Source organism: Pseudomonas mendocina (genome assembly GCF_003008615.1).
GTDB classification, from domain to species: Bacteria; Pseudomonadota; Gammaproteobacteria; order Pseudomonadales; family Pseudomonadaceae; genus Aquipseudomonas; species Aquipseudomonas mendocina_C.
In genome coordinates, this window is sequence record NZ_CP027657.1 from 2,969,063 (window position 1) to 2,982,012 (window position 12,950).

The 12,950-nt window shown below is 60.5% G+C and carries 7 protein-coding genes, 1 tRNA gene and 2 pseudogenes; 1 reads left to right on the plus strand and 9 read right to left on the minus strand.

The genetic code is table 11. The annotated features are described in order from the left end of the window. Window positions 1-84: 84 nt before the first annotated feature. From C7A17_RS13790 to rpsU, 9 genes and pseudogenes are all read right to left on the minus strand, one after another. Complete coding sequence (locus tag C7A17_RS13790) at window positions 85-675, minus strand: nuclease-related domain-containing protein (RefSeq protein ID WP_106738578.1); 591 nt, start codon at window positions 673-675, stop codon at window positions 85-87. A 269-nt stretch (window positions 676-944) separates the two neighbouring features. After that, a pseudogene (locus C7A17_RS13795) lies at window positions 945-1,301 on the minus strand (DUF4172 domain-containing protein); the annotation flags it as partial. A 175-nt stretch (window positions 1,302-1,476) separates the two neighbouring features. Next, window positions 1,477-1,872: a putative Ig domain-containing protein gene (locus C7A17_RS26780; protein WP_158704667.1), complete on the minus strand. Its 396-nt coding sequence runs from the start codon at window positions 1,870-1,872 to the stop codon at window positions 1,477-1,479. Window positions 1,873-2,912: 1,040 nt separating this feature from the next. Further along, window positions 2,913-3,275: pseudogene (locus tag C7A17_RS27085) on the minus strand (PAAR domain-containing protein); the annotation flags it as partial. Between the two features lie 138 nt (window positions 3,276-3,413). Beyond that, window positions 3,414-3,490, minus strand: a tRNA-Ile gene (locus C7A17_RS13810). 16 nt (window positions 3,491-3,506) lie between these two features. Continuing rightward, a complete protein-coding gene (locus C7A17_RS13815; RefSeq protein ID WP_106738579.1) occupies window positions 3,507-7,241 on the minus strand; it encodes a bifunctional diguanylate cyclase/phosphodiesterase in 3,735 nt (1,244 codons plus the stop codon). Between the two features lie 198 nt (window positions 7,242-7,439). Then, window positions 7,440-9,287, minus strand: a complete 1,848-nt coding sequence (gene rpoD, locus C7A17_RS13820) for an RNA polymerase sigma factor RpoD (protein WP_106738580.1) — start codon at window positions 9,285-9,287, stop codon at window positions 7,440-7,442. Window positions 9,288-9,354: 67 nt separating this feature from the next. Beyond that, complete coding sequence (gene dnaG, locus C7A17_RS13825) at window positions 9,355-11,346, minus strand: DNA primase (protein ID WP_106738581.1); 1,992 nt, start codon at window positions 11,344-11,346, stop codon at window positions 9,355-9,357. 145 nt (window positions 11,347-11,491) lie between these two features. Further along, complete coding sequence (gene rpsU / locus C7A17_RS13830) at window positions 11,492-11,707, minus strand: 30S ribosomal protein S21 (protein WP_003290642.1); 216 nt, start codon at window positions 11,705-11,707, stop codon at window positions 11,492-11,494. A 202-nt stretch (window positions 11,708-11,909) separates the two neighbouring features. Here rpsU and tsaD point away from each other — a divergent pair, with 202 nt between their 5' ends. Continuing rightward, complete coding sequence (gene tsaD, locus C7A17_RS13835) at window positions 11,910-12,935, plus strand: tRNA (adenosine(37)-N6)-threonylcarbamoyltransferase complex transferase subunit TsaD (RefSeq protein ID WP_106738582.1); 1,026 nt, start codon at window positions 11,910-11,912, stop codon at window positions 12,933-12,935. Window positions 12,936-12,950: the final 15 nt, after the last annotated feature.

Sequence of the window (12,950 nt, forward strand, 5' to 3'; positions counted from 1 at the left end):
TGGGTCGACATTTTTCCCTTTCTTGCGGGGCCCTTCTTGTGGGTGTTTGGGGGGCAGACCACGATTCGTTGCCCTCTCTTGTCTTTAAAGGCTCTGCATCGTCCGAGACTTCGGAAGTCCAGAGCATCCCCAAAATAGCTGTCCTGCTTTAGCTCCTGATTTCACTGTGCGAATCAGCAGCGTATTACCGCATCTCGGACATTGCCGCTCGGCTGTGAGATCGCTGCGGCGCTTGAGGTTTTGCACATGTGTGCGATGAGTAGCGAGGGTCGGGGCGCGGCGACTGGTTTGCATAGCGTGTAGCATGGCGTCGACTTCAGCCTTGCTGAATACCGGCAGCTGGACGGTGCGTTTGTAGAGCTTCTGCGTCCACTGCGCCTGCTTCTCGCTGCCGAAGATCCAGCCGCTCATGTTCTTCGTTTCCAGTACGAAGATGCCGTAGGGCGAGAGGAATACGTGGTCGATCTGCGTGGTGCCATCCGGCGTGTTCAGGGTGACGTTGTGCAGGCGGCGGTAGGTTTGCTTGTCCAGCTGCCAATGGGCAAACAGGCGCACCAGCAGTTCGCCGATCTGCCCCTTGGCCCAGGGCGATTTGAGCAGGCCGATTAACAAGACTGCCGGGATGAGCCAGGCCAGCATGCTCCAGACTTGGGCGACTATTGGGCTGTAATCCATTTTCTTCCTTGAGCAACTGCTTGGTGGGCGCCCGTGTCGCGGGCGAGCAGGCGTGCCGAAATCCAATTGCCTGGCACTGTTCCGGATAATGGCTAATTGCTTCCAATGGCTCAAGGGGGACGCGACCATTGTCCTATGTCGCGATGACGCACCAACGGCTGATGAGCCCGGTTCAGGCGCTCAGCGTGCTATCTGGTAACGCATACTGCGCCCACCGCCGGGCAGCCGCTCGATGCAGCCCTTTTCCAGCAAGTCGCTCAGGTGGCGGGTCGCTGTTCGTCCAGCGGTTGTTGGTGCGCACGGGTGGCATCGAGCAGCAGTTCCGCCAGGCCTTCGGAGCGCGACGTGGTTCGACCTTCTTCGTTCAGCCCCAGGCGTCGCGCCAGTGATGAACGCACCGAACCAACATTCAGCTGCTCGCCCTCGATGGCTGAAGAGGCGACGATGTTTTGCAGCATGGCATCCAGGCTGCTCTGCACTTCGGTGTCACTGCCCACCGCGCCAAGCATCCCTAACAAACGCCTCTGAGACTGAGCGCAAGCGCGCAGCAGCGGTGCAAGCGTTTCTGCTTGCCAACTGACGTGTGGCCAGTCGGGCTGCTGCCAGATCCAGAGCGGGTCGTTCATTGAGGGGGATCTATGAGCCGATTAGCGAGCCTATTCGGCTCATTCAGTGAGCCGATAATGTCGGCTATTCGGCTCACTGTCTAATCCGCAGCTCATGCTGGCCTGCTCCTGCCTAATGGTTCTGATAGGTGGCCCGGTTGTGATTCGCGAGCAAGGCCATTTGATCGGTCGCGCTCTACTCGGTGACTTCGAGTGTATAGACCCGTCTTGCTCGCAGGCCCGCGCATTGCGTGCCATAGGTGCCAGCGGACATGTGTACTTCGTAGGAGCCAGCTTTCATTGGCGTGCCAGTGATTAGGCCATGCGGACTGCGGTTTTCGTGCTCTACTCGCAGTCCTTCGGGCAATGGATGCTTATCACTCACATAGATGCCATGAACCGGCGTGGAAGTGTCGACCACTTCAAGGTGGGCGTTATAGGGCTGACCGACCTTTGCTACTGGAAGGCTTTCGGGAAGCATCACCGGATTCGGCCTAGTTGCGCAGCTCACCATAACGTTTCCGAACATAATGGTTTCACAGCCGGAGAGCGGCACAATGAGAAAAAGGGTAAAAAGTGCTTTGCGCAGCATAAGGAAGTCCATCCTGATTATGGGATTCTGCTGAAAACGATCCCGCCGAATATGTCCTTCAGCAGTTGTTTCAGGCTGTAGCCTCTCCTTGTTTGGTGCGCTACGTAGCCCCAGGAAAAGAAACTGGAGTTGGTAATCTCTTCTTCCAGGTCGGTGGTAGGGGTTATCGCCCCTGCCTGAGTCTCTGGAGTGCCTTCCCACACGATCCAGTGGTTTTTACCGAGCCCGACCCCTCCGTCTACCATCATGGCGCAAACGAGCGAAGTGACATGGTACTGAGGGCCTTGATAACTAAGCAGCTCCATGAATTGCTTGAGATTGATATGCCCCCGAAATTGGATGTTGTCGAAGACCACGGTAGCACCAGACTTTGTAAACCAAGACTCCACTTTTCCGGGTAGGGTAATCCCTGGTACCTGATCGCTGGGTGAGTCGTAATCGAAGAAGGCATTTTCACTGTCACGAAGGCTGGCTAGCGATATCCAGTCAATTGCCGATATGCGGTCGCCTGCCGACGTGTCGCTGAAGTTCTTGGGGTTTCGGCAGTCATGGCTGGGCTTGATATGCAACTGCCCTATGGTGGTTTCGCCAGTTTCCCAGAGGTCGACGATTGCTTGAGTGTAGAGATCAGGGCGATCCATTAGCAGGGCATAGAAGAATGCAGCGGGGCCACAGAGGCTTGCCTCTTGCTGATTAGGGTAGGGGGCGATTCTTTCCTGAGTCGACACATACTGCCCGTGTGCTCTGGCTACTCGTACCCGGAGCTGCTCCACAACTTTACTCTTCTCGAACGGATCGCCAGGTGTGCCCATTGGATAGGCCTGGTCGTTGAAGACACGGCTCTGCCGGTTCTTGTCATTCTCGAAGCTCGCCAGCGTTTGAGCTGCAGCCGCTAATGGTGGAGGCGACGTCGGCGAGGTAGGGGGTAAAGGCGTTAGCGGCCTCGCAGCCTTAGCTGGGGCAGCAAAATGTGAGGCCATGGCAGAGATCGGTACTTCGATACCTCGGATGGATACCGTTGGTGCCTGGGTTTTCGCAGTTGGCAGCGAGATTGGTGCACTAAATGGGGCTGACACGATCGAGTCACCAATGATTATGTCCCCCGAACCGCCAACTATCACACCACCATGGTCGGTTGTGCTGCCGAGTGTGCTGGCGGGTCTTCCATTGATCAGAACTGTGCTGGAAAAGGCACCACTGATGGCCTGACCGCAGGCGGCAGCATCACTTAGACGTGCTGCCGGTAAGTGGTTGAATAGGACGTCGGGTGAGCCAGTAACGATAGGATTGGTGCCGTGCCCAGGAAGAGGGCAGGAGACAGGGTCAGTTTGGCGAGCCGCCGGTTTTCCGCTCATGGTGAAGCTCCTTTTAGTAGCAGTTGATCCTACTACTTGAGCTACCACGCCGACTCTCGAGTAATTGCTTGTTGAGTGAAAAGTCACGTTTTTGGAGAGACGCCAGGCTTTCACCAGGGCTTGATCTGTCTGCCTAGCTGTTTTGCCGCAGGCATGAAAAAGCCGCGCAATGCGCGGCTTTGAAGGTGGTGGGCCCACACGGACTCGAACCGTGGACCAAAGGATTATGAGTCCTCTGCTCTAACCAACTGAGCTATAGGCCCCCAGAAGGCCGGCGGATTATAACGGCGCGTTCTCGCCAGCGCCAACTGCTTGACCTGGCGAAAGAAATTTCCGGGCGAAGGCTTCGGCGGAGAGGGGGCAACTGACCACATAGCCTTGAATCTGCAGGCAGCCTTCGGCGGCCAGGCAGAGTTCCTGGGCTTTGGTCTCCACGCCCTCTGCGATCACTGTCAGTTGCATGCTGTTGCCCAGGGCGATGATGGCGCGGGTGATCGCCAGGTCGTGCGGGTCGTCGGGTAGGCCGCGGACAAACGACTGGTCGATTTTCAGCACATCCAGCGGCAGGCGCTTGAGGTAGCTGAGCGAGGAGTAGCCGGTGCCAAAGTCGTCGATGGCCAGTTGTACGCCCAGTTGTTTGAGGCGATGGAGAATCTCCAGCGCTTCGCCGGACTGGTTCATGATGAAATTTTCGGTGATCTCCAGTTGCAGCAACTCAGGCGCCAGGTCGTAGCGCTGTAGCAGTTCTTTGATGCGCGGTAACAGGCTGGGTTGGTGCAACTGGGCGCCGGCCAGGTTGACCGAGAGGGTGCCGAAGCCGCGATTGCTCTCCTGCCATTCCTGCAGTTGGCGGCAGGCCTCTTCCAGCACCCAGTCACCCAGCGGAACGATCAGCCCGCTTTCTTCGGCCACCGGGATGAAACGATCCGGTGGTATGTCGCCGAATACCGGGTGTGGCCAGCGTACCAGGGCTTCGGCGCCGATCAGGCGTTGGCTGCGCAGGCAGTACTTTGGCTGGTAGTACAGGCGCAGCTCGTTGCGCTCCAGGGCGCGACGCAGTTCCTGTTCCATGGCCATGCGCTCGTTGACCTGAAAGGTCAGCGAGCGGGTATAGAACTCGCTGCGGTTGCGTCCTTTCGCCTTGGACTGGTACATGGCGGCGTCGGCGTTCTTGACCAGTGTGGCGACGTCCATGCCGTCCTGCGGGTAGAGGCTGATGCCGATACTGGCGCTGATGAAGAACTCGTGGGCGTCGATCTCGAAGGGGGCGCTTAAGCAATGCAGCAGTTTCTGCGCGACCTGTTCGGCGTCCTGTGCCTGTTGCAGGCTCGGCAGCAGGATGATGAATTCGTCGCCGCCGAGGCGGGCGACAGTGTCGACGTTGCGCAACTGCAGCTTGAGGCGTGCGGCGATGGCTTTGAGCAATTGGTCGCCGACCGGGTGGCCGAGGCTGTCGTTGATCTGTTTGAAGCGGTCGAGGTCGAGAAACAGCACCGCGCCCAATTGTTCGCTGACGCGTGAGCTGTCCAGCGCGCTGCGCAGGCGATTTTCGAACAGCAAGCGGTTGGGCAGGCCGGTCAGGTGATCATGATGGGCCTGGTGATCGAGTCGAGCCTGGGCATGCTTGAGGCTGGAGATATCGGCGAATACGCCCACGAAATGCGTGATCAGGTTGTCGCTGTTGCGCACGGCGCTGATGTTCAGCCATTCGGGATAGAACTCGCCGTTCTTGCGCCGGTTCCAGATCTCACCTTGCCAGTGGCCGTTGGCCGCGAGACTGTGCCACATGGCGGCATAGAAGGTGCTGTCATGCTGACCGGAAGCCAGCATGCTGGGGCGCTGGCCGAGGGCCTCGGCTTCGCTGTAGCCGGTGATCTGGCTGAAGGCGCGGTTGACGGCGGTGATGCGTTGTTCGAGGTCGGTGATCATCACGCCTTCGGCGGTACTCTCGAAAACGGTGGCTGCCTGCTGCAGTTCGTCCTGCATGCGCTGGCGCTCGGTAATGTCGCGGGCAATGGTCAGCAGGCACTCCTCACCACCGATGAGCAGCGGTTGGGCGGACAGCTCACACAGGCGCTGATGGCCTTCCTTGGTGCGCACCGGGGCAATCATTTCGCGCACGCTGCCCTGTTGGCGGACGCTGTCTATCAGGTATTGGCGGTCATCCGGGTTGGCCCAGATGCCCAGGCTGAGCGTGCTTTGCCCGTTGATCTCGTCGAGGCCGTAGCCGGTTATGCGGCTGAAACCTTCGTTGGCCTCGACTATCAGGCCGTCGCGGCGGTGGGTAATCAGCAGGCCATCGGGCGAGGCGTGGAACGCCTTGGCGAACTTCTCCTCGGAAATCTGCAGTTGCTGCTGGGTGGTTTTCAGTTGGCTGATATCGCGCACCACGATGACCAGCACGGGCGTCTTGTCGAGGATGAACGGGCTGGCGGAGATCAGCCCGGTGAACAGGCTGCCGTCGACGCGGCGGAAGGGCATTTCCAGGTTGCGCAGGCGGTCGTCCTGCAGGCGCAGTAGCAGGCTGGGGCCGATGCCTGGGATGCCCCACAGGTCGAGTTCGGTGGCGGTTCTGCCGATGGCCTGTTCACTGCTGAGGCCGGTCTGGGCGGTGAAGGCGGCGTTGACTTCGAGCAGCACGCCGTCGAGACGTCGGGAGATGATGAGAATGTCCGGGCATTGCTGGAACACCGAGGCGAATTTCTGCTCGGACAGACGCAGCGCCTGTTCGGTCTGCTTGGCTTCGCTGATGTCGATCATCAGGCCGCGAATGACCTGGCGTTCGCCGCGTTGCAGCAGGGTGACGATATCGCGAACCCAGACGGTGCGGCCGTCGGCTGCGAGCAGGCGGTACTCGAGGGCATGATCCTCGCCATTGGCGCATTGCTCCAGGCACGTGCGCAGGGTGCGTTGGTGGTCGTCCGGGTGCAGGTGGCGTTGCCAGAAACCGGGCTGCAGCCATTCCTGCAGGGGGTAGCCGAGCAGTTTTTCGGCGTGGGGCGAGACGTAGGTGTAGGTGAGCCCGCTCGACTCGGTTTCCCAGGTGATGGCCGAGAGGCTTTCGACCATGTCGCGAAAGTGCTGTTCGCGGCTGCGTAGCTCCTGCTCCAGAGCCTCTCGGTTGCGTATTTCGTGTTTCAGGCGGCGATTGATGCGCAGTATCGCCGCGATCACGGCCAGCAGGATGAGCAGTGCCGGCAAGGCGTACGACAGCACTTCATACCAGGCGCTGCGGTTGTCCAGGTCGCTGCCGATCCAGGGCGCTTGCAGATTGGATATCTGCGCAGGGCTGAGGTCGGCGAAGAGTTTGTCGAGGATACCGATCAGGATTGGCTGATCGCGTGGCACGGCCATCGCCAGTTGGTAGCGATAGGGCGTCTCGCCGCTGATGTACAGGCCTTCGAGCTTGAGCTGACGCAAGCTCCAGACGCTGGAGGCGAGGTCGCTGACCAGGGCATCGGCCTGACCGGTGGCCAAGGCCTGAAGGGCTGCGGCCACATTGTGCAGGGTGAGCAGATTGAGATCCGGATGTTGCTGGCGCAGCAGTTCGTGTGGTGCGTAGTCGGCGACGACTGCGACCCTCAGGCCGTACAGGTCGTTGATCTTCTTCGGCTGCGGCCCGCCCTCACGAGCCATGATGATGATGGGAAAGTTCAGGTAGGGGCGGGTGAAGGCGAGGTACTGCTGACGCTCTGGCGTCGACATGATGGCCGGCAGCAGGTCGACCTGACCTGTACGAGCATGTTCCAGTATCGCGCTCCAGTTGCTGGGTTCGACGGGTTGAAACTGCACGTCGAGGCGCTTTTCGATCAGTCTGACGTAGTCGGCGGCAAGGCCCTGGATGTTGCCTTGCTCATCGCGGAATTCGAACGGTGGCCAGGATGCATCGACGCCCAGGCGCAGCTCGGGGTGGGCGGCCAGCCAGGTGCGCTCTTGTTCGCTGAGTGTGAGGGCTAGGGCCGGGGTCATCCAATACGCCAGGCACAACATCAAAATGGCTGGCAAGCGGGGCATAACGGTCTCGTTTCGCGATCGGTATCGTCGCAGTGTAGACCGCCCATGCAGGGGTGGCAGTTTGATTGCAACGGCAGCGGTGCCGTTTATTTGCGGGCGGCCTGGCGGGGCGACGGGCTGTTCCCCTGACCCCCGAGGTGGCTCTGCGCAGATGTGCCCTGAAAGCAAAACCCCCGGCTTGGGCCGGGGGTTTTGGTATCACTCGTCGAGGAAGGAGCGCAGATGCTCGCTTCGCGTCGGGTGGCGCAGCTTGCGCAGCGCCTTGGCTTCGATCTGACGAATCCGCTCACGGGTGACATCGAACTGCTTGCCCACTTCCTCGAGGGTGTGGTCAGTGTTCATGTCGATACCGAAGCGCATGCGCAGAACCTTGGCTTCACGGGCAGTGAGGCCGGCCAGCACTTCGCGAGTGGCTTCCTTGAGGCTTTCGACCGTGGCCACATCGATCGGGGACTGCATGGTGCTGTCCTCGATGAAGTCGCCCAGGTGCGAATCTTCGTCGTCGCCAATCGGGGTTTCCATGGAGATCGGCTCTTTGGCGATCTTCAATACCTTGCGGATCTTGTCCTCGGGCATTTCCATGCGCTCACCCAGCTCTTCCGGAGTGGGTTCGCGACCCATTTCCTGCAGCATCTGACGGGAGATGCGGTTGAGCTTGTTGATGGTCTCGATCATGTGCACCGGAATACGGATGGTGCGCGCCTGGTCGGCGATCGAGCGGGTGATTGCCTGGCGAATCCACCAGGTGGCGTAGGTCGAGAACTTGTAGCCGCGACGGTATTCGAACTTGTCCACCGCCTTCATCAGGCCGATGTTGCCTTCCTGGATCAGGTCGAGGAACTGCAGGCCGCGGTTGGTGTACTTCTTGGCGATGGAGATGACCAGGCGCAGGTTCGCCTCGACCATTTCCTTCTTGGCGCGGCGAGCTTTCGCTTCACCGATGGACATGCGACGGTTGATGTCCTTGATCTCGGCCAGGCTCAGGCTGCACTCGGCTTCCAGATCGACCAGCTTCTGCTGGCAACGCTGGATGTCGGCTTGCAGGTTGCCCAGGGCTTCGGCGTACTTGGCCTTGCCCTTGGCCAGATCGGCAGCCCAGCTCATGTCGATTTCGTTGCCCGGGAACAGGCGCAGGAAGTCGGCACGCGGCATGCGAGCGTCACGCACGCACAGCTGCATGATGGCGCGTTCTTGAGTACGCAGGCGGTCGAGGGCATCGCGCACCTGGGTGACCAGGGCGTCGTACTGCTTGGGCACCAGCTTGATCGGCATGAACAGCTCGGCCAGTGCGGCCAGCTCTTCGGTGGCCTGCTTGCTGCCACGACCATGCTTCTTCAGAGCCTTCAGCGCTTTTTCCTGCTGCTCGGCCACGGCTGTGAAGCGGCGTGCCGCTTCTTCCGGATCCGGGCCGCCGTCGCCTTCTTCTTCCTCGTCGTCGCTGCTCTCTTCTTCCTCGTCGTCGTCGCTCTCTTCAGCAGCGGCGCCTTCTTTTACAGGAACAGGAGCGGCGGCTTCGTCGGGCACGCTGCCGTCATCCGGGTCGATGTAACCACTGAGTACTTCGGCCAGGCGGCCGCCCTCGGTGGTGACACGCTTGTACTCGGCGAGGATGCCGTCGACAGTGCCGGGGAAGTGAGCGATGGCGCTCATGACTTCACGGATGCCTTCCTCGATGCGCTTGGCGATTTCGATCTCGCCTTCGCGGGTCAGCAGTTCCACGGTACCCATTTCACGCATGTACATGCGCACCGGGTCGGTGGTACGGCCGATATCGGTCTCAACGGCGGCGAGGGCGGCTGCGGCTTCTTCTGCCGCCGCTTCGTCGGTGTCGGCTTCGGCCAACAACAGGGCGTCCGCATCCGGAGCACTCTCGAATACGTTGATCCCCATGTCGTTGATCATGCGGATGATGTCTTCCACCTGTTCCGGATCGGAAATATCTTCCGGCAGGTGGTCATTGACCTCCGCGTACGTCAGGTAACCCTGCTCGCGACCGCGGCTGATCAATTCTTTCAAACGAGATTGCTGTTGCGCTTTTACGGACATAACACCCTATCCACTGAAGGTCTTGGCGGGCTAAAAACAAGCCGCGGATTATACCTGATCACGAGCCCTACGCGCCAGTTGGGGAGGGGGAAACTGGTAATGCGTTACGGCTTAGCAGGGCGCGCAGCTGATCTTTTTCCTCTGCGCTCAACTCATTTTGACGGGCCTTGCGCAGCAGTTGTTCCAGGCTGCGCTCGCGTTGGCGGGCTGCAAGAGTAGTTATAGTGTCGAAAAACTGTTGTTCAAGGTTATCGGCAGAAATCAACCATTCCTTCTCTGCCAATGCCCGTAATAGACGGCCTTGCTCCGTGCCGTGCCAGCGCGCGATCAATTGCAGCGAGCGCAGGTTGGGCGACTTTTGCAGGGCGCCGACCAGGGCGACCAGTAGCTGGGCATAGGTGTCGTCTTCGTCGGCGAAATGACTGACGTCCTCGACCTTCTGTGCCAACTGCGGGTGATGCAAAAGTGTGCGCAATGCGCTCAGATGCGGTGATTCGACGCTGACTGCGGTGCGTGGGGCACGTGGCGCGAAGTCGCCTTTGCCCTTCTTGCTCCACTTGCCACCTTCTTTTTTCCAGCTGCCTTTGCCGTTGTCGTTGCTGCGCTGCTCGTAGTGCTGCTGTTGCGGTGCCGGTTGCTCGTAACCGCCGAGATCCGGCGTGGCGTCGTAGTAGGCGCTGTCGGGGATATCGCCATAGTCCGGGTAATCGCTGGTCGGTGCCTGGCTGGTCGTGCTTGGGGCATGGCTGCGTGGGCTGCTGGCGACCTGGCTGAGCGCTTCGCCGGAAAGGCCGGTGATTTCGCTCAGGCGCTGGCGCATCAGTGCGCGCAGGTTGTTGCCGGGAATCTTGTCGATCAACGGCGCTGCCAGGGTTACCAGGTGCGCCTTGCCTTCCAGTGAGCGCGGGTCGGCTTCTTCGCTGAGCTGCTGGAAGAAATAGTCTGCCAGCGGCTGCGCGTGCTGATTGATACGGGCACGGAAGGCATCGGTGCCCTCGGCGCGCACCAGGGTATCCGGGTCTTCGCCTTCGGGCAGGAACAGAAAGCGTGCGCGCCGCCCATCCTGCAGGCTGGGCAGGGTCGATTCCAGTGCGCGCCAGGCGGCGTTGCGGCCAGCCGCGTCGCCGTCGAAGCAGAACAGCACGCTGGGCACGATGCGGAACAGGCGTTTGAGGTGTTCCTCGCTGGTCGCCGTGCCCAGGGTTGCGACGGCATTGCGCAGGCCTTGCTGGGCCAGGGCGATGACGTCCATATAGCCTTCGACCACCATGATCTCGTCGAGATCACGGTTGTGCTTGCGCGCCTCGTACAGGCCGTAGAGTTCCTGCCCTTTATGGAAAACCGGGGTTTCCGGCGAGTTGAGGTATTTGGGCTTGTCGTCGCCCAGTACCCGGCCGCCGAAGGCGATGACCCGGCCGCGGCTATCGCGGATGGGGAACATGATGCGGTCGCGGAAACGGTCGTAACGCCTGCCATTTTCGGCGTTCTCGATCAGCAGACCGGCGTCGATCATCGCTTTTTGCTGCAGGGCGTCGGCGCCCAGTTGCTTGAGCAGGTTGTCCCAGCCGGGCGGGGCGAAGCCGAGGCCGAAATCACGGGCGATTTCGCCGGTCAGGCCGCGGCCCTTGAGGTAGTCCACTGCATATCTACGCTGCGGATGGCTTTTCAGTGCCTGGCGATAATGTTCAGCCGCGGCATTGAGCAGCGGGTAGAGTGGGGAGTCGACCGGTTGCCTGGGTTTGTGCCCGCGGCCGCTTTCCTCGCGCGGTACGTCCATGCCGGCGCGCTTGGCCAGTTCCTCGATCGCCTGGGGGAATTCCAGTTGATCGTGATCCATGACGAAGCCGAGGGCATTGCCGCCGGCGCCGCAGCCGAAGCAATAGTAGAACTGCTTGTCCGGGCTGACGGTGAAGGAAGGGGTCTTTTCCTTGTGGAACGGGCAGCAGGCGCTGTAGTTCTTGCCGGTCTTCTTCAGCTGGATGCGCGAACTCACCACATCGACGATGTCGGTGCGGTTGAGCAAGTCATCGATGAAGGATTGCGGGATCAGGCCGGCCATAGGCGCTCAGCATACTGCCCGGCGCGAACGCGGGACAACGATTGGTAGAAAAGCAAAAACTCCGCACACTCGCTGAGGCGCGAGGCGGAGTCTTCAAATGCAATGCCCGGCCGAAGCCGGGCAGTCGGGCGTTGCGTGTACTGAATTAGTACAGGCGAACGCTGCGACGCTGTTCGCGTTGCACTTTCTTGGCGTGACGCTTAACAGCGGCAGCGGCCTTGCGCTTACGCTCAGCGGTCGGCTTTTCGTAGAATTCGCGGCTACGGACTTCAGCCAGTACACCGGCTTTCTCGCAGGAGCGCTTGAAACGACGCAGAGCTACGTCGAAGGGTTCATTCTCTTTAACTTTGACGGCTGGCATCCAGGTCGTACCTTCGTTAATTACCGGTGTTCAACGCGTTCCCGGCAAATGGCTCGGGGTGCGTCGGTTTTCAAGGGTTGCGGATGTTACCCCCTCGGGGCGAGGAATGCAAAGCCCTTAGGTCGAAAAGCGCTGGCCGGAGGATTGGGCGGCGCTTATCATGCGCGCCTTCGTTCTACGCGGCAAACCAAGGCTTTACTCCATGCTCGTACTGGGATTGGAAACTTCCTGCGATGAAACCGGCGTTGCGCTCTATGACAGCGAGCGCGGCCTGCTGAGCGATGCGTTGTTCAGCCAGATCGACCTGCACCGGGTCTACGGCGGCGTAGTGCCTGAGCTGGCTTCGCGCGATCACGTCAAACGCATGTTGCCGTTGATCCGCCAGGTGCTGGACGAAGCCGGCAAGCAGGCCAGCGATATCGACGCGCTGGCCTACACGGCTGGCCCTGGCCTGGTCGGTGCGCTGCTGGTGGGCGCTTCCTGCGCGCAGGCGCTGGCCTTCGCCTGGGGCATACCGGCTATCGGCGTACACCATATGGAAGGTCACCTGCTGGCGCCGATGCTGGAAGAACAGCCGCCGGCATTTCCGTTCGTCGCCTTGCTGGTTTCCGGTGGACACACCCAACTGGTGCGGGTCGATGGCATTGGCCAGTATCAATTGCTCGGCGAGTCGCTGGACGATGCCGCGGGTGAGGCGTTCGACAAGACCGCCAAGCTGATGGGGCTCAATTATCCTGGCGGCCCGGAAATTGCCAAACTGGCAGAGCAGGGCACGCCGGGACGCTTTGTCTTCCCTCGGCCGATGACCGATCGCCCTGGCCTGGATTTCAGCTTCAGTGGCCTGAAGACCTTCGCCCTCAATACCTGGCAGCAGTGTCGTACCAATGACGACGACCTCGATCAAGCTCGCCGCGACATCGCGCTGGCCTTCCAGCAGGCCGTGGTTGAGACTCTGACCATCAAGTGCAAGCGTGCGCTCAAGCAGACGGGGCTCAAAAGCCTGGTGATCGCGGGCGGCGTTAGTGCCAACAAGGCGCTGCGTGAGCATCTGGAGCGCATGCTGGGTGAGATGAAGGGCAAGGTGTTCTATGCGCGGCCACGCTTCTGCACCGACAACGGCGCGATGATCGCCTATGCCGGTTGTCAGCGCCTGTTGGCCGGGCAGCATGAGGATCTGGCGATCAAGGTGCAGGCGCGTTGGCCGATGGAGTCGTTGCCGGCGCTCTAATGAGTCGATGCCCTG

What these genes read in the sequence shown, in the direction of transcription:
- rpoD (WP_106738580.1), bottom strand. Translation starts at nt 9,287, where the DNA reads ATGTCCGTAAAAGCGCAACAGCAATCTCGTTTGAAAGAATTGATCAGC.
- C7A17_RS26780 (WP_158704667.1), bottom strand. Translation starts at nt 1,872, where the DNA reads ATGCTGCGCAAAGCACTTTTTACCCTTTTTCTCATTGTGCCGCTCTCC.
- rpsU (WP_003290642.1), bottom strand. Translation starts at nt 11,707, where the DNA reads ATGCCAGCCGTCAAAGTTAAAGAGAATGAACCCTTCGACGTAGCTCTG.
- dnaG (WP_106738581.1), bottom strand. Translation starts at nt 11,346, where the DNA reads ATGGCCGGCCTGATCCCGCAATCCTTCATCGATGACTTGCTCAACCGC.
- C7A17_RS13815 (WP_106738579.1), bottom strand. Translation starts at nt 7,241, where the DNA reads ATGCCCCGCTTGCCAGCCATTTTGATGTTGTGCCTGGCGTATTGGATG.
- C7A17_RS13790 (WP_106738578.1), bottom strand. Translation starts at nt 675, where the DNA reads ATGGATTACAGCCCAATAGTCGCCCAAGTCTGGAGCATGCTGGCCTGG.
- tsaD (WP_106738582.1), top strand. Translation starts at nt 11,910, where the DNA reads ATGCTCGTACTGGGATTGGAAACTTCCTGCGATGAAACCGGCGTTGCG.